At 58.2% G+C, this 16672-nt stretch carries 17 protein-coding genes and 2 tRNA genes; 5 read left to right on the top strand and 14 right to left on the bottom strand.

Annotation, left to right across the window (positions count from 1 at the left end):
- Positions 1–18: 18 nt before the first annotated feature.
- The 3 genes from H7A77_RS21155 to H7A77_RS21145 all read right to left on the bottom strand — a co-directional run bounded on the left by H7A77_RS21155 (position 19) and on the right by H7A77_RS21145 (position 1750).
- Positions 19–95, bottom strand: a tRNA-Val gene (locus H7A77_RS21155).
- A 20-nt stretch (positions 96–115) separates the two neighbouring features.
- Positions 116–192: transfer RNA gene (locus tag H7A77_RS21150), tRNA-Val, on the bottom strand.
- Between the two features lie 181 nt (positions 193–373).
- On the bottom strand, positions 374–1750 hold the full coding sequence (locus H7A77_RS21145; protein ID WP_033652604.1) for an MATE family efflux transporter: 1377 nt from the start codon (positions 1748–1750) through the stop codon (positions 374–376).
- Positions 1751–1989: 239 nt separating this feature from the next.
- On the opposite strand from H7A77_RS21145, the gene H7A77_RS21140 reads away from it, so the two are divergent.
- Together H7A77_RS21140 and H7A77_RS21135 are read left to right on the top strand one after the other, a co-directional pair.
- Positions 1990–2640, top strand: a complete 651-nt coding sequence (locus H7A77_RS21140; RefSeq protein WP_033642912.1) for a riboflavin synthase — start codon at positions 1990–1992, stop codon at positions 2638–2640.
- A gap of 54 nt (positions 2641–2694) precedes the next feature.
- Positions 2695–2988, top strand: coding sequence for an I78 family peptidase inhibitor (locus tag H7A77_RS21135; protein ID WP_033642913.1), 294 nt, complete (start codon positions 2695–2697; stop codon positions 2986–2988).
- A 72-nt stretch (positions 2989–3060) separates the two neighbouring features.
- Here H7A77_RS21135 and cfa read toward each other — a convergent pair whose 3' ends face one another.
- Both cfa and punC read right to left on the bottom strand, forming a co-directional pair.
- Positions 3061–4212, bottom strand: coding sequence for a cyclopropane fatty acyl phospholipid synthase (gene cfa, locus H7A77_RS21130; protein WP_033642914.1), 1152 nt, complete (start codon positions 4210–4212; stop codon positions 3061–3063).
- A gap of 344 nt (positions 4213–4556) precedes the next feature.
- Positions 4557–5768, bottom strand: a complete 1212-nt coding sequence (gene punC, locus H7A77_RS21125; protein ID WP_182074604.1) for a purine nucleoside transporter PunC — start codon at positions 5766–5768, stop codon at positions 4557–4559.
- Between the two features lie 123 nt (positions 5769–5891).
- Between punC and punR the strand changes: the two genes are divergently transcribed.
- Positions 5892–6848 carry a DNA-binding transcriptional activator PunR gene (gene punR / locus H7A77_RS21120; protein ID WP_033642916.1) on the top strand — a complete coding sequence of 319 codons (957 nt, stop codon included), beginning with the start codon at positions 5892–5894 and terminating at the stop codon, positions 6846–6848.
- On the opposite strand, the gene purR is transcribed toward punR, so the two are convergent.
- A complete protein-coding gene (gene purR / locus H7A77_RS21115; protein ID WP_004931336.1) occupies positions 6836–7861 on the bottom strand; it encodes an HTH-type transcriptional repressor PurR in 1026 nt (341 codons plus the stop codon). The genes punR and purR overlap by 13 nt on opposite strands.
- Before the next feature lie 322 nt (positions 7862–8183).
- Between purR and H7A77_RS21110 the strand changes: the two genes are divergently transcribed.
- Positions 8184–8273, top strand: a complete 90-nt coding sequence (locus tag H7A77_RS21110; protein WP_094143265.1) for a YnhF family membrane protein — start codon at positions 8184–8186, stop codon at positions 8271–8273.
- A gap of 64 nt (positions 8274–8337) precedes the next feature.
- Here H7A77_RS21110 and sodB read toward each other — a convergent pair whose 3' ends face one another.
- Positions 8338–8916, bottom strand: coding sequence for a superoxide dismutase [Fe] (gene sodB / locus H7A77_RS21105; protein ID WP_004931333.1), 579 nt, complete (start codon positions 8914–8916; stop codon positions 8338–8340).
- 200 nt (positions 8917–9116) lie between these two features.
- Entirely contained in the window at positions 9117–9935 is an 819-nt protein-coding gene (locus H7A77_RS21100; protein ID WP_042784370.1) for a C40 family peptidase, read from the bottom strand.
- 416 nt (positions 9936–10351) lie between these two features.
- Between H7A77_RS21100 and H7A77_RS21095 the strand changes: the two genes are divergently transcribed.
- Positions 10352–10699, top strand: a complete 348-nt coding sequence (locus H7A77_RS21095) for a Grx4 family monothiol glutaredoxin (RefSeq protein WP_004931329.1) — start codon at positions 10352–10354, stop codon at positions 10697–10699.
- 68 nt (positions 10700–10767) lie between these two features.
- Here H7A77_RS21095 and rnt read toward each other — a convergent pair whose 3' ends face one another.
- From rnt to H7A77_RS21065, 6 genes are all read right to left on the bottom strand, one after another.
- Positions 10768–11451: a ribonuclease T gene (gene rnt / locus H7A77_RS21090; protein ID WP_016927925.1), complete on the bottom strand. Its 684-nt coding sequence runs from the start codon at positions 11449–11451 to the stop codon at positions 10768–10770.
- 77 nt (positions 11452–11528) lie between these two features.
- Positions 11529–11936 (bottom strand): lactoylglutathione lyase, encoded by a 408-nt coding sequence (gene gloA, locus H7A77_RS21085; protein ID WP_072627687.1) that lies wholly within the window; start codon positions 11934–11936, stop codon positions 11529–11531.
- Positions 11937–12269: 333 nt separating this feature from the next.
- Positions 12270–13373, bottom strand: a complete 1104-nt coding sequence (locus H7A77_RS21080) for an alkene reductase (RefSeq protein WP_182074603.1) — start codon at positions 13371–13373, stop codon at positions 12270–12272.
- 87 nt (positions 13374–13460) lie between these two features.
- The gene (locus H7A77_RS21075) at positions 13461–14081 is read right to left on the bottom strand and encodes a TetR/AcrR family transcriptional regulator (protein ID WP_033642921.1); all 621 of its coding nucleotides are present in this window, start codon (positions 14079–14081) and stop codon (positions 13461–13463) included.
- Positions 14082–14183: 102 nt separating this feature from the next.
- Positions 14184–15821 carry a phosphoethanolamine transferase EptA gene (gene eptA, locus H7A77_RS21070; RefSeq protein ID WP_182074602.1) on the bottom strand — a complete coding sequence of 546 codons (1638 nt, stop codon included), beginning with the start codon at positions 15819–15821 and terminating at the stop codon, positions 14184–14186.
- Between the two features lie 136 nt (positions 15822–15957).
- Positions 15958–16599 carry an NAD(P)-dependent oxidoreductase gene (locus H7A77_RS21065; protein WP_046686966.1) on the bottom strand — a complete coding sequence of 214 codons (642 nt, stop codon included), beginning with the start codon at positions 16597–16599 and terminating at the stop codon, positions 15958–15960.
- Positions 16600–16672: the final 73 nt, after the last annotated feature.

The raw sequence follows: 16672 nt of genomic DNA, 5'->3' as shown, positions 1-16672 counted from the left end.
TGCACTGCTTCTGAAATTTGGTGCGTCCGAGTGGACTCGAACCACCGACCCCCACCATGTCAAGGTGGTGCTCTAACCAACTGAGCTACGGACGCACTGTACTGCTTCTGGAATTTGGTGCGTCCGAGTGGACTCGAACCACCGACCCCCACCATGTCAAGGTGGTGCTCTAACCAACTGAGCTACGGACGCATCTTTTCCTGTCTGTCATGGCTGACAGCGGGGACGAATATTAACGAGCTACCCGCGTGCTGGCAAGGGGAAAAACGCAATTTTATTCGGTATTTCACGCGATTGCTGAGGTTGTGCGCAGACAGGCGTTTTTTTCCGCAACCCGCTGCCCGGCCGGGGAGAAAACCGGCCGGGAACGGACTCAGCGGGTAGAACGCTGCAGGATGACGGTGGTCGGCTGTTTCTGCAGCCAGCGCATGCGCAGCGCCATCATGATGGCGGCGAAGGTCAGGCCGATGATAAAGCCGATCCAGAAACCGCTCGGCCCCATCGCCGGCACCACCGCATCGGTCAGCGCCAGCAGATAGCCGCTCGGCAGGCCCAACACCCAGTAAGCGATGAAGGTGATGAAGAAGATCGCGCGAGTATCTTTATAACCGCGCAGCACGCCGCTGCCGATCACCTGGATTGAATCCGAGATTTGATACAGCGCCGCCAGCAGCATCAGCTGCGAGGCCATCGCCACCACCGCCGGGCTGTCGTTGTACAGCAGGGCGATCGGTTCGCGGAAGGTGGCGGTAAACAGCGCAGTGCAGACGGCCATGGTGATGCCGACGCCGATGGCGGAGTATGCGGCGACGCGCGCGCCTTCTACCGACCCTTCTCCCAGACGATAACCGACGCGAATGGTGGCGCCGACGCCCAGCGACAGCGGCAACACGAACATCAGCGCGCTGAAGTTAAGCGCGATCTGGTGGCCGGCGACCGCGACGATCCCGAGCGGCGACACCAGCAGCGCCACCACGGCGAACAGGGTGACTTCGAAGAACAGCGCCAGCGCCACCGGCATGCCGATGCCGATCAGGCGCTTCAGCGCCGCCCAGTCCGGGCCGCCGAGATCGCCTGCCTGGCGCTTGATGTCGCGCTGCGACGGCGCGCGCTTCACGTACCAGCGCATCATCAGGAACATGATCCAGTAGACGCTGCCGGTCGCGACGCCGCAGCCCACGCCGCCTAGCTCCGGCATGCCGAACTTGCCGTAGATGAAGATGTAGTTGATCGGGATATTCACCAGCAGGCCGAGGAAGCCGATCACCATGCCGGGCTTGGTTTTGGACAGCCCTTCGCATTGGTTGCGCATCACCTGGAAGAACAGATAGCCCGGCGCGCCCCACATGATGGCGTGCAGATAACCGACGGCTTTATCCGCCAGCTGCGGATCGATGTTGTGCATCATGTCGATGACGAATTTGCAGTTATACAGCACGACGATCAACAGCACGGAAACGCCGGAGGCCAGCCAGAAGCCCTGACGCACCTGATGGGCGATACGATCGCGACGGCCGGCGCCGTTTAACTGGGCGATCACCGGGGTCAGCGCCAGCAGCAGGCCGTGGCCGAACAGGATGGCCGGTAGCCAGATAGAGGTGCCGACCGCAACCGCCGCCATATCGGTGGCGCTGTAAGCGCCGGCCATGATGGTATCCACCACGCCCATGGCGGTTTGCGAGATTTGCGCGATGATCACCGGGATAGCGAGAGCCAATAAACTACGCGCTTCAATTAAGTACTTCTGCACGCATACACCTTTCTATTTTATATATGTGGGAGGGAGGGCTGCCGCGAGAGGACAACAATTAAAATAGCGGAATTTTGTCAAAAATATTGTACCTGCTCGGCGTCGTTAAGCAAACGCCGCAGATAAATAGTTATTAAATGCGCAGGGACGCGTTTTTTGCCGTCGCGGATTTGGTTTTCAGCGCCAACTGGGGCAAACTGCCGGAAGCGTTTTAATCTATTGAGTAAGAAGAGGCACATATGTTCACCGGTATCGTACAAGGCACCGCGCCGCTGGTCGCCATTGATGAGAAACCCAATTTCCGCACCCATGTGATCGAGATGCCTGCAGAACTGCTGCCGGGGCTGGAGCTGGGCGCGTCGGTGGCCCATAACGGCTGCTGCCTGACCGTCACCGCGGTGGAAGGCAACCGCGTCAGCTTCGATTTGATCAAGGAAACGTTGCGCCTGACCAACCTCGGCGATCTGGCGTTGGGCGACATCGTCAATATCGAGCGCGCGGCGAAATTCAATGATGAAATTGGCGGTCATTTGATGTCCGGCCATATTATCTGCACGGCGGAAGTGGCCAAAATTTATACCTCGGAAAATAACCGTCAGGTATGGTTGCGCATGCCGAATGCGGAATTGATGAAATATGTGCTGCACAAAGGTTTCATCGGCATCGACGGCATTAGCCTGACCATCGGCGAAGTGGTGAATAACCGTTTCTGCGTGCATCTGATCCCGGAAACCCTGGAGCGCACTACGCTGGGTAAAAAACGCCTGGGCGATAAGGTGAACATCGAGATCGATCCGCAGACGCAGGCGGTAGTGGACACCGTCGAACGCGTGCTGGCCAATCGGGAAGCGACGCTGGCGGCGGCGGTGGCGCCGGCGCACAAAGACTGACAGCGATTCGGGCGTTGCCGCCGGAGTCGAATCATAAGCAGAGAGGAGAAACGCGTGAAGTTTTATGGGAAAACGTTGTTGTTAACCGCGTTGCTGGCGCTGAGCGCCTGCAGCAGTTCACCTGAGCAGGGCGGCGGCGCGCAAGTGGCCGATGCGGACGATACCTGCGGCGCTTCGCAGTATCAAAACTACGTCGGCAAGCCGATGACGTCGCTGGAAGGCGTGCGGATCGAATCCAAGGTGCGCGCCATTCCGTACAACTCTGCCGTCACCATGGATTTCAACCTGCGCCGTCTGAACTTCCTCGGCGATAGCAACGATAAAATCATCCGCGTTTACTGCGGCTAAGCCGCCTGGTTCGAAAGAGCAAAAAAAGCCCCGGCGATGAGGTTGCCGGGGCTTTTTTTATTAGGGGAGCGTTCAGCGTGCGACGCGGATGCCGCCTTCAACGCCTTTCGGGCTGAACACCACCTGCCACAGCTGCAGATCGCGCGCCCGAAACGCGCCGGCGCAGGCGTTCAGGTAATAGCTGAACATCCGCTCGAAGCGCTCGGAATAACGTGGAGCAAGCTGCGGCCACGCCTGCTTGAAGCGCTCGAACCAGGCCATCAGCGTGCGATCGTAGTCGGCGCCGATGTTGTGCCAGTCTTCCATCACGAAATGGCCTTCGCTGGCCTCGGCGATATGCCTCACCGAGGGCAGGCAGCCGTTCGGGAAGATATATTTGTTGATCCACGGATCGACGTTCATGTCGGTCTTGTTGGAACCGATGGTGTGCAGCAGGAACAGGCCGTGCGGCGCCAGATTGCGCTCTACCACGTTGAAATAGGTGCGATAGTTTTTCGGCCCGACGTGCTCGAACATGCCGACCGAGACGATGCGATCGAACTGCTGATGCAGATCACGATAGTCCTGCAGCAGGATCTGCACGTCCAGCCCGGCGCAGCGTGCCTGAGCCAGCTTCTGCTGCTCGGCGGAAATGGTCACGCCGACCACCGACACGCCGTAATTTTTCGCCGCATAGGCGGAGAGGCCGCCCCAGCCGCAGCCGATGTCCAGCAAGCGCATGCCCGGCTGCAGCTGCAGTTTTTCGCAGATCATCCGCAGTTTCGCTTCTTGCGCTTCCTCCAGCGTGGCGGCGTCTTTCCAGTAACCGCAGGAGTACTGCATGTAAGGATCGAGCATCAGCGTAAACAGATCGTTGCCAAGATCGTAATGCTCTTTGCCGACGATCCAGGCGCGCTTTTTCGATTGCAGATTGGTCAGGCGCGCCGCGGCGATACGCAGGGTATCTTTCAGGTGGTGGGGGAGCTTCTTCTCCAGCCCGGCGCTGACCACGCGCTGGAAGAATATATCCAGCCGCTCGCATTCCCACCAACCATCCATATAGCTCTCGCCGAGACCCAGGGAGCCTTGCTGCAAAACGCGTTTAAAGAATTCGGGGTTTTTAACCTGAATATCGAAAGGGCGCGATCCGTTAATTTCGATACCGGCCAGACCGAGCATTTCGTGCGCGATACGGTACCACTGGTTATCCTGGATGCTCAGATCTTCTATACACGATGAACTCATAGCTTCTCCATCACCTTCTTCTGACTGATGACCCGTTAGGAAACAGCTTAGACAATTTCTGCGGGTGCATACGTATACCGACGGGAAATAAGCCCGCGGCGTCTGATATCCGACTATGAACAGAGGAAATTTAAAGAAGCGACCCGACGCAAACGGCGCAGGATAAACGCCTCTTCAAAAAAAGAGTGTGACGCAAGACGCGTACACAACAGCTAATTGAGATATAGAGATTATAAGGTGTTACTTTACAAGGTTGTTTTTGAGTATAGGCGCGCCGAGGCATTGACTCAACTGTAAATCGCACTCGGCACGCATATTCTTTAAGTGATTATTTAGCTTGGCAATTATGACGCTGAGTTAGCATGTTCGCGCGGCGTTTCTTGCGGCGCCTTGGCCGCTTTTCCCCGCTGCAGGAAATACCCCAGCGCGGCCAGTATCACCGTGGACACCATCACCGTCACCGTCGCCAACAGCGGCTGCGCAATAAACGTCGATACCAGCATGCTCGCCACGAAACACAGCCCCAGCTGCAGCGTATTTTGCAGCGCGGCGGCTTTGCCGCTGCTGTCCGGGAACGGCATCAGCGCGTTGGCCACCATGATCGGATAGCCGGCGCCGTTGACCAGCGCCATCACGCAGAACGGGATCAGGAGCGTGGTGAGCGTCGGATTGGTCAGGGTCGCCACCAGATACAGGGCCACCATGCTGACAGCATAAGCTACCAGCAGCCACGGCAGCAGGGTTTTGCCATTGATGCGCTTGAGCGCGGCGCGGCACCCGTAACCGCCCAGCAGGAAGGCCAGCGTCTGCGGCACATAGCTCAGGCCGATGTCGCTCGGGCCGTAGCCCATATCACCGAGGATAAACGGCGAGCCGGTCAGCCAGGCGAAGAAACCGGCCGAACAGGCGGCGTACATGGCGACATTGCCGCTGAATACCGGGGATTTCAATAATTGCCAAAAACTGACGCTGCTTTTTGGCGCGTCGACGGCGGGTTTTGGCCTGGCGTTCTCTTTGAGCAGCAGCGTCGGCAGCAGCAACAAGGCGGTGATGGCCAGCAGCACGGCGAAGATCGCGCGCCAGCTGGCGTGGTTCAGCAGCCAGGCGCCCAGCAGCGGCGCCAGCGCCGGCGATAGTGCCACCAGCGGCATGATGGTGGCGAATACGCGGTTGGCCTGGCCTTCACGATAGCGGTCAACCACCAGCGCTTGCCAGATGGCGGCGGCGGAACAGACGCCTATGGCCTGAATAAAGCGCAGTATCCAGAGCTGCGCGGCATTTTCCACCCACAGCATGCCCAGGCAGCCGAGCGCGAACAGCGTCAGGCCAATCAACAATACCGGTTTGCGTCCCAGACGGTCGGAGAGCGGCCCCCACAGCAGCTGCGCGAAGGCGAAGCCGGCCAAAAAGATGCTCAGGCTGGCGCTGACCGCGCCGGCGGAAATTTGCAGTTCCTCCCGCATGGCGCCGAAGGCGGGCAGGTACATATCGGTCGCCAGATAACCCAGCATGCTCAGGCCGGCGAGGTAGAACATAAAACCAAAGGAATTTCGCATGGTATTTCTCGTTAATATTTTAGTGTCGCAGGTTTTTAGCGCCGGCCAGTGTATCCGGCTGGATCTCTGCTTGTGAAACGGTAATATTTGCAAAGTGCTGTTAAAAAAATTGAAGGCAAAGCGATGTGGTCTGAATATTCTCTCGAGGTCGTTGATGCGGTGGCGCGCACCGGCAGTTTCAGCGCGGCGGCGCAGGAGCTGCACCGGGTGCCGTCGGCGGTAAGTTATACCGTGCGGCAGCTGGAGCAATGGCTGGCGGTGCCGCTGTTTGAGCGGCGTCACCGAGATGTGGAACTGACGCCGGCCGGCGCGCTGTTTATCAAGGATGCGCGAGCTGTTATCAAAAAAATGCTCGACACCCGCCGCCACTGTCAACAGGTGGCCAACGGTTGGCGCGGTCAGCTGAATATCGCGGTGGACATCATCGTCAAACCGCAGCGCAGCCGCCAGCTGGTGCTGGATTTCTACCGCCATTTCCCCGACGTCGAGTTGATGCTGCAACCCGAGGTGTTTAACGGCGTGTGGGATGCGTTGGTGGACGGCAGGGCGGACATGGCGATTGGCGCCACCCGCGCGGTGCCGGTCGGCGGCGGCTTCGCTTTCCGCGACATGGGGGATATGAACTGGCTGTGCGTAGTCAGCCCACAGCACCCGTTGGCGCAGCTGGCAGGGCCGTTGAATGACGATCGGTTGAGGCCGTACCCTGCGCTTTGTCTGGAAGACACCTCGCGCAATCTGCCCAAGCGCGTCACCTGGACGCTGGATAACCAGCGGCGGCTGGTGGTGCCGGACTGGACCTCGGCGCTCGACTGTTTGTGCGCCGGATTGTGCGTCGGCATGATGCCGGCGCATCTGGCGCTGCCGCGGGTGCAGCGCGGTGAGCTGAAGGCGTTGCAGTTGCAGCAGCCGTTTCCCGCCAGCCCCTGCTGCCTGACCTGGCAACAGGATAAACCGTCACCGGCGATGAGCTGGCTGCTGGCGTATTTGGGCGATGGCGAGACGCTGAATCAGGAGTGGCTGAGTGAGGCGGCACCGGAAGCCGCGCCGGCTTCCGGTAGGGAGGACGATCAGCGGCGGTAGTCGATGAACGGACCGTCGGCGACCGAACGGCGTTCGACCAGTTTCGGATGCACTTCGATCACCTGCGATTCTTCGCGCTTGCTGATGATGCGATCCAGCAGCATGGTGAAGGCCATTTCGCCCAGACGTTCTTTCGGCTGATGAATGGTGGTCAGCGCCGGGGTGAAGTAGCGGGCGTTGCGCACGTTGTCGTAGCCGATCACGGAAATATCCTGCGGCACCCGCAGCCCCAGTTCGTCGGCGGCGCAGATGGCGCCCATCGCCATGATGTCGCCGCCGCAGAATACCGCGGTCGGTCGCTGTTTCTGCGACAGAATTTGATGCATCGCCTTGTAACCGGACTCCGGCTCGAAGTCACCCTGGACTATCCACTCTTCGCGAATATCGATATGCGCTTCCTGCAGCGCCTTCATAAAGCCCTGATGACGGCCGCCGCCGGTGTTGCGCGACAGCTGGCCCGGGATAGCGCCGATATCGCGGTGGCCGCGCTCGATCAGGTAACGGCCGGCCAGATAGCCGCCTTCGAACGCGTTATCGATGATGGTGTCGGTGAAGTCGCCGCGCGCGGCGCCCCAGTCCATTACCACCATCGGGATGTTGCGGTAGTCTTCCAGCATGCCCAGCAGCTGATCCGGGTATTCGGAACACATGACCAGCAGGCCGTCGACGCGCTTTTGCGCCAGCATCGCCAGGTAGGCGCGCTGTTTGTCCAGATTGTTGTGCGAGTTGCACAGGATCAGGGTATAGCCTTTGCTGTAGCAGCTGTTTTCCACCGCCTCGATCACTTCGGCAAAGTAGGGCGCTTCGCTCGAGGTGGCCAGCAGACCGATAGACTTGGTGTGATTGACTTTCAGGCTGCGCGCCACGGCGCTCGGCGAGTAGTGCAGCTCTTTGATGGCGGCCCACACGGCCGCTTTGGTCTCTTCGGCGACGAAACGAGTCTTATTGATGACGTGCGAAACGGTGGTGGTGGAAACGCCCGCGCGTTTGGCCACATCTTTAATCGTTGCCATGTAAGGAATGACTCCTGAACTCACATGTTTACAGCATGTAAGTGTGATGTTAATCGTTTGCCTACGTAGATCCTTCTCCAGAGAAGCGAAAACTGAGTTTTTAGTGTTGAAGTCGTCAGCGCTTAATCAGGAGGGGCATGAATGCCGGTACGCAGTTGTGAACTGCGAATTTTGTCGCATATTGAACAAAAGTGGAAGAGGTAATCGAGATTATAAACCGGGAAATGATAACAAGATTTTATCGGCGAACTGTGGGAAAATGATTTGACGTACTAATTGTGCGCCTTTTATCCTTAGGAAAGCCCATTTTAAAGGAGTTGTCATGGATACCGATCTGAAGATGTCGCTGTTCACCACCGTTTGCGCATTGGCGATGATCATCGCTTTCAGCTTTGTCGCCGCGTTGAACTGATTTCCCGCCAGTTTTAAAAAAGGCGCAGCCAAGCTGCGCCTCATCACTTAGGCAAGGCCTGCGCTTACGCCAGGTTTTCCGCCGCGAAGGTCCAGTTGACCAACGCCCAGAAGTTTTCCAGGTATTTTGGACGCGCATTGCGGTAATCGATGTAATACGCGTGTTCCCACACGTCAACGGTCAGCAGCGGTTTGTCTTCGCCGGTCAGCGGGGTTGCCGCGTTGGAAGTGTTGACGATCGCCAGCGCGCCGTCCGGTTTTTTTACCAGCCAGGTCCAGCCGGCACCGAAGTTTTTCACGGCGGCATCGGTGAACTGCTCTTTGAACGCAGCGAAAGAGCCGAAGGATTTGACGATCGCCGCCGCCAGTTCGCCCTGCGGTTCACCGCCGCCCTGTGGCGACAGGCAGTGCCAGTAGAAGGTGTGGTTCCACACCTGCGCGGCGTTGTTGAACACGCCGCCGTTAGAGGTCTTGATGATCTCTTCGAGCGATTTGCCTTCGAACTCGCTGCCTTTCACCAGGTTGTTCAGGTTAACCACGTAGGTGTTGTGGTGTTTGCCGTAGTGGTATTCCAGAGTCTCGGCGGAGATGTGCGGCTCGAGCGCGTTTTTCTCATACGGTAATGCAGGTAATTCAAACGACATTGCTTCCTCCTTTACAGCGCCATTCAGCTTCTCGCCGGGGCGAACGCCGGATGGGCCGTTTTTTATTGTGGTCATTCAATCTTAACAATTTTCATCATAAAAAACAGGAGGAAAAGCGAGAAATGCGCGTGGGGGAGTGCGATGGGCGATAGCTTGAGCAGGCGGTTGCGGCCGAGGCCGCAACCGCGAAGAGCAGGGAATTAACGGATGGTTTTCGGCGTTACTACGCGGCGAGCGCCGATGTAGTGGTTCTGCCAATAGTCGTTATCAAGCTGGCTGATGCGGATCTCTTCGCCAGTGCGCGGCGACTGGATGAATTTGCCGTTGCCGAGGTAGACGCCGACATGATCCGCCACGCCGCGGTTGTTAATGCGGAAGAACACCAGATCGCCGCTTTCCAGTTCGCTTTTCTTGATCGGCGCCGCGTCGCGCAGGTGATACATTTCGTTGGCGGTGCGCGGCATCTTGATTTTCACCACGTCTTTATAGGCGTAATAGATGAGGCCGCTGCAGTCGAAGCCGGTGCGCGGCGAGCTGCCGCCCCAGCGGTAAGGCTTGCCCATCTGATCCATCAGCTTGGCCATCGCGGTCTGCTTGGCGTGCTGGTAACGCTTTTTGTGCGCCGGGCTGAGTTTCAACGGTTTTTCATCACGCGCCAGCTTGGCGGTGGCCATACCGGCTTCGCGGTGGCGGCCATAGCCTTTTTTGTAGCCCTTTTTCGGCGGGGTGACTTTAATTTTGGCGGTTTTCTGCGCTTTGGCCTTGGGTTTGGCGCTGACGATCTTTTTCGCGCTTTTCTCGCTTTTGACCTTGGCGGTCTTGGTTTTTTTCTCGGGGGCCGTCACTTTGGCTTTTTTGGCGGCTTTATCCGCTTTCTTTTTTCTGCGGTCATCGGGCCGCGCTTCATTGGCATGGCTTTTACGCTGCTCGGCGGCAACACGCGCCTGTGGCGCAGCGTGCGCCAAATTGAAGAAGAGCTGCGTAAACAGCAGCGCAAAGAGCGTAAGAATTAAACGCATGTCGACGTCACCAACCTTGGCCCCGAAACGGATATCGAAAGAGTTACAGTATTCCCGAATTTCGCCATATAAAACAGCGAAGAACTCATAAATAATAATCCATATTGTGAGAAAACGTTAATGACATTTTTTTTGGTTTAAAATCAGCCTGTTGGTGTATAAAAAAGCGCCAGGCGGCGGCGATGGATATAATTAAGCCGCGCCGTCATCGCGGCGCAATATATTAGTGAAATGGTCGGATTAAAAATGTTATTCTCAACGTATGTTTTGACCGGAATGACGTGGCCGGTGAAACGCGATCGGCGGCGGGCGAATATCCTTGCAAAAGATGGCGTTTTCTTGCGACTGTTCCAGCCGCTACAATAGCCCGCGTGATACATGTTGTAGCCATGAAATGTGGCTTGAGGAAGCAATAAATGACGACGACACTTGAAAAAATTCAGCACCAGATCGCTGAAAACCCGATTCTGCTGTACATGAAGGGTTCGCCAAAGCTGCCGAGCTGCGGCTTCTCTGCGCAGGCTGTGCAAGCGCTGTCCGCCTGCGGCGAGCGTTTCGCCTATGTGGATATTCTGCAAAACCCGGACATCCGCGCCGAGTTGCCAAAATACGCCAACTGGCCGACTTTCCCGCAGCTGTGGGTAGACGGTGAACTGGTCGGCGGTTGCGATATCATCATCGAAATGTATCAGCGCGGCGAATTGCAGCAGCTGATCAAAGAAACGGCAGAAAAGTATAAAGCGCAGGAAGACCAGCAGTCTTAATCGACAGACTTGCGGTTATCGCGTAACGGGCGGCGCCAGTGCAAACTGGGCCGCCTTTTTTATTGGGCTTATTCGGCGAGATCGCCGGCGGGCAGCGGCCAGCCGCCGAGACGCTTCCAGCGGTTAACCAGCTCACAAAACAGCAGGGCGGTTTGTTCGGTGTCGTACAGCGCGGAGTGCGCCTGGCTGCTGTCGAACGGCATGCCGGCGGCGATGCAGGCTTTGGCCAGCACCGTTTGCCCCAGCACCAGGCCGCTCAGCGCAGCGGTGTCGAAGGTGGCGAACGGATGGAACGGATTACGCTTCAAACCGGCGCGTTCGGCCGCGGCCATCAGGAAGCTGTGATCGAAGTTGGCGTTGTGCGCGACGATAATGGCCCGGTTGCAACCGCGATCCTTGAGCCCTTTGCGCACCGCTTTGAAAATGGCGTGCAGCGCGTCGTATTCGCTGACCGCACCGCGCAGCGGGTTGTGCGGATCGATGCCGTTAAACGCCAGCGCTTCCGGTTGCAGGTTGGCACCCTCGAAAGGCTCCACGTGGAAGTGCAGGGTTTCGTCGCGCTGCAGCCAGCCGTCTTCATCCATTTTCAGCGTCACGGCGGCGATTTCCAGCAGCGCATCGGTATTGGCGTTGAAGCCGGCGGTTTCAACATCTATTACTACGGGATAAAACCCACGAAAACGACCACTCAGGGCGTTAAGATCACTTTTTTCGGCCATCAGTTTCTTATCTTCATCGAATGCAGCGCGCATTATGGCAAATTTTGCGCCCGGTTGCAGGCGCTATCGCGCGGAGAATCAGCGGGGCGCAGGCGCACCCCGAGAGAGGCTTAGTGGCCGAGGCCTTGGCCGGCGTGTTTGTTTTCGATCAGCTCGATTTTATAACCGTCCGGATCTTCGACGAACGCGATCACCGTGGTGCCGCCTTTCACCGGGCCGGCCTCACGGGTGACGTTGCCGCCGGCGCGACGGATGTTGTTGCAGGTGGCGGCGACGTCGTCCACGCCCAGCGCCAGGTGGCCGAAGGCGGTGCCCATGTCGTAGCTGTCGGTGCCCCAGTTATAGGTCAGTTCGATAACCGCGCCTTCGCTCTCTTCCGTATAGCCGACAAAAGCCAGCGAGTATTTGTACTCCGGGTTTTCGCTGGTGCGCAGCAGGCGCATGCCTAATACCTTGGTGTAGAAGTCGATGGAGCGTTGCAGATCACCGACGCGGATCATGGTATGGAGTAAGCGCATAATTCCTCTGAATTGACTGTGCCGTGGCAGACGGCGGGTGGATTGAAGCACAAGCGAGTATAGCCTTGTCCCGCAAGGGAATTCAACGTGACGAGTTGGTGACGATGTCACTTTTTGCCCCCTCGCCATGGGTGTTTAAATATTGATCGAGTGTACCGATCGATACGAAGTAATTGATCTGCACAATCAATTATCAATTCCGCGCGTAACCGTGTAGAAATTGACCTGTAGCAGATAACAACACCAGGGAACGTCGGCCCGCCTTGTGCGGGCCTTTTTGCGTGCATAAAAAAACGGCCAGGCGGTTGCGTGGCCGTTTAGGGTCAGGACGGGTTACTTCGTCAGAAACGGATAGTCGGTATAACCTTCGGCGCCACCGCCGTAGAAGGTTTCCGGCTTAGGTTCGTTGAGCGGGGCGTGTTGACGGAAACGCTCGACCAAATCCGGATTGGCGATGTAGCTACGGCCAAAGGCCACCGCGTCGATGAAGCCTTTTTCGATCAACGCTTCGGCTTTTTCAGCGGTGTAGGCGCCGGCGCCGACGATCACCCCTTTAAAGTGGGCGCGCACCGAGTCACGGAAGGCGTCGGAATACGGTTTGCCGCCGGCCCAGTCCGGTTCGGAGATGTGCAGATAGGCGATGTTGCGTTTGTTCAGCTCTTCCACCAGGTACAGCGCCGCTTCTTCCTGATCTTCACCGTTGTCCAGGCCGTTGAACGGCCCCAGCGGCGAGATGCGGATGCCGATGTGCTCGGAGCTCCATTCTGCGATGGCGGCGTCGACCACTTCCAGCGTCAGGCGGGTGCGATTCTCGATGCTGCCGCCGTATTGATCGGTACGTTGGTTAGACGCCGGAGACATGAACTGGTGCAGCAGATAGCCGTGAGCCGCATGCAGCTCGATAAAGTCGAAGCCGGCTTCACGCGCGTTGGCGGTCGCCTGGCGGAAATCGTTGACGATGCCCGGGATCTCGCTGGTTTCCAGCGCGCGCGGCGTAGAGGTCGGTACGCGCACCCAGGCACCGGTTTCGTCACGCACGGTGGTGCGGGTGTCCGCGTTGATCGCCGAAGGGGCGACCGGCGCTTGTCCGCCCGGCTGGAGGCTGGTGTGGGAGATGCGGCCTACGTGCCACAGCTGTACGGCGATGTGGCCGTTTTTGTCGTGTACCGCCTGCGTGATGTGTTTCCACGCGGCGATCTGCTCCGGGGTATGCAGGCCCGGCGCACCGGCGTAGCCTTTCGCCTGGAAGGAAATCTGCGTCGCTTCGGTTACGATCAGACCGGCGCCGGCGCGCTGCGCATAATACTCCGCCATCAGCGGCGTGGGAATGTCGCCCGGTTCGATGCTGCGCAGACGCGTCAGCGGAGCCATAAACACGCGGTTGGGCAGGGTGACTGCGCCAACTTTCAGCGGAGAGAGCAATTTTTCAGTCTTCATAGTGCATCCTGTATTTAATAGACCGGTCGTCTAGTTATGGGCGATAAAAAAAAACGAACTGCATTTTCACGAAAAAAGACGGTGGTGTTACGGCTGCGGCGGGCGCAGCAGCAACTCGATGCTTTCCAGCGCGCTGGTCAACGGGGCCAACGATCGCCGGATCTTGGCGCGCAGCGAGGCGCCGAGCCACAGGGCATACAGCGTCTCTGCGGTTGCCGCCGGGCTCATGGCTACCGACAGCGATCCCTCGGCGATGCCGCGCTCAATGGCCGCCTGCAGGTGGCCGATCACCCGGGCGGTCCCAGTTTCCAGCGCATGGCGCATCGGCTCCGACAGGTCGCTCACCTCGGCGGAGAGTTTCACCGCCAGACAGGCGTTATGACATTCGCTGCGGCAGTGGTAACTGATGGCCTGGGCGTAATACCCCAAGAGCTGGTGGCGGGCATCGGTGTGCTCGTCGGCAAACAGCTTTTGCATTTGCGCATCATAGTGCGCGAAATAGCGTTGCAGCATCGCTTCGCCGAAGGCTTCCTTCGAGCGGAAATAGTGGTAGAACGATCCTTTCGGCACGCCCGCCGTGGCCAGCAGTTCGCTCAGCCCCATGCCGGTAAAGCCCAGGCGCAGGCTGAGGGTTTCGCCGGTGGCGAGCAGATGTTCACGTGTATCCACGTTGCAATGCGTTGATTTGGTCATCATGGCGCCGAGCATAATAGACCGATTGGTCTAGGTCAATGGGAATAAAAAAACCGGCGCACAAAACGCCGGTTGGTCTCAGGCATTGTGCCTCAGCGGCACGCGTAAGTTAAGCGCTTACGCCGCGTTGCGGCAGCGTTGCAGAATATCCCACTGGGATTGATATTCACGCGTCTGCACATTCAGCATGCCCAGCAGGGTGTGGAACAGATTGTCCTGCGACACGTCGTCCTTTTCCGCCAGCGCGCTCAGGCACTGGCGATCGATGCCGAAATTGCGCTGATAGTCGGCCGACATCCACATCAGGAATGGCACGTGAGTTTGCTGGCTCGGCGCGAAGACATAAGGCGTGCCGTGCAGATACATGCCGTTTTCTCCCAGCGATTCGCCGTGATCGGACAGGTAGACCAGCGCGGTATTGAACCGGTCGTCATACTGCTGCAGCAGCTTGATGGTGGCATCGAGCATCGCGTCGGTATACAGGATCGAGTTGTCGTAGGTGTTCACCAGCTGTTCATGGCTGCAATCCTGGATCTGATTGCTGTTGCAGGTCGGCGAAAACGTCTGGAACTGCGGCGTGCTGCGGCGGTAATAAGCCGGGCCGTGGCTGCCCATCTGGTGCAACACGATCACGCCGTCGTCTTTCAGGCTATTGATGTAGTCGTTCAGTTTGTACAACAGCACATTGTCCATGCAAACTTCGCCGTCACAGTCCTGCGGCAGTTTCAGTTTGGTCATGTCGATGTGCGGCACCCGATCGCAGGCGCCTTTGCAGCCGCCGTCGTTATCACGCCACAGCACGTTGACGCCGGCATGCGCCAGCACGTCGAGCATGCCTTCCTGGTGCGTCGCCTGAGTTGCGTCGTACGCTTTGCGCGGCATGTTGGAGAACATGCAGGGGACGGAGATCGCCGTTTCGGTGCCGCAAGAGCTGGCGTTCTTGAAATAGACCACGTTGTCCTGCTTGAGGCGCGGGTTGGTCTCGCGATCGTAGCCCCCGAGAGAGAAGTTTTCGGCGCGGGCGGTTTCGCCCACCACCAGGATCACCAGCGTTTTCTTGGCCTGTCCGGCGATCAGCGGCCCTTTGCGCGCGTCTTCACCGATCTTCACCAGCGGCAGATTGCGCGTGAAGTAGCGCTGCTCGGTAAACTTGATGGTGCCGGCGACGAAGTTGGAAGGCGTTAACATCTTCACCACGCTTTTATTGTTGCGGATCAGCGAAGCGTAGTCTTTGTAGAACAGCGCGGCGATGATCAGGATCACCACCAATGACAGCATGACGTTGGCGGCGCGCAGCCCAACCATGTACCACCAGGGGCGGGTCTGGCGAATATGGGTGAAGCAAACCGCCGCCGCCGGCAGGACGCCGAGCAGCGCCAGCCACAGCCCCATGCGCGGCGTCAGCAACGCTGTCGCTTCGTGGGTGTTGGTTTCAAAGGCGTTTTGCATCATGTTGCCGTCGATCACCACGCCATAGCTGTACATGAAATAGTTGGCTGCGGCGCTGCCGAGCAAGAAAAAGACGATCAGCGGTTTGCGCAGGTAGGGCACGGTCAACACGCTGAAGATAATATTCAGCGCACAGAAGATCACCACCGGCATGCTGGCGGCGAATATCACGCTGTGGACGCTATCGAAGGTGATATACGACCAGGCGCGATGCAGGAATAACGCGTTTTGGAACAGAGTGAAGAACAGGGCGGTGGCGAGGATAAAACCGAGGCTGTTGCACTGTAAGCGTTGACGTAACCACATTGCCAAATCTGGATCCTGAGAGTAGATAATGCCTTGAAATCTACCTGATGAAACTTAAGAAAACCTTAGAAATTCAGAATACTGGCGGCGGCGAACGCGGGAAAACGCCAGGCCGGTGGCCTGGCGGTGAGGGGAATTAGTAGGCGGCGGTGAATTGGGCGCGAATAAACTGAGGTTTTTCAATCTCATCGACGATAGCCACCGCCAGATCTTCCACCGAAATGCTGGCCGGCGCGTCGCCGTTCATCAGCAGCTGCGTGGTGCCGAGGCGGAACTGGCCGGTGCGTTTGCCCGGTTCCAGCAGGGCGGCCGGAGAGAGATAGGTCCAGTCGAGCGCTGATTCGTTGCGCAGTTTATTGCGCAGATCGCGCACCGCCTGCGCGCCGGGGCGGATATTTTCCGGGAATTGCGGTGTATCCACCAGTTCAACGCCCGGCGCCACTTCCAGGCTGCCTGCGCCGCCCACCACCAACAGGCGCTTGACGCCTGCCTGCTCGACCGCGGTAAGGATCTGCTGGGCGCCGCGCGTAGTCTTCTCATACAGGTTGTCTTCGCCCCAGCCGGGGTTGTAGGCGCTGATCACCGCATCCTGACCGTGCAATTGCCCCGCCAGCCAGGCGGTATCGGCGACGTCGCCCAGCGCGACGGTCAGATTGGCGTGGTCCGGCAAATCTTTTTTCTGACGGGCGATCGCCGTTACCTGAATGCCGCGAGCCAGCGCTTCATCCACCACACGGCGGCCAACAAAACCGGTTGCTCCAATAATGGCTACTTTCATCTGTATGCTCCTTCAGGGATGGGTCAGTATCGTAAGGCAGGCCGATGTGCCTGCTGCGTGGGATCTACTCTAG

It is taken from the genome of Serratia sp. ME47 (assembly GCF_903970925.1).
Lineage (GTDB): Bacteria > Pseudomonadota > Gammaproteobacteria > Enterobacterales > Enterobacteriaceae > Serratia > Serratia ureilytica.
This window is presented reverse-complemented; position numbering and strand designations above follow the sequence as displayed.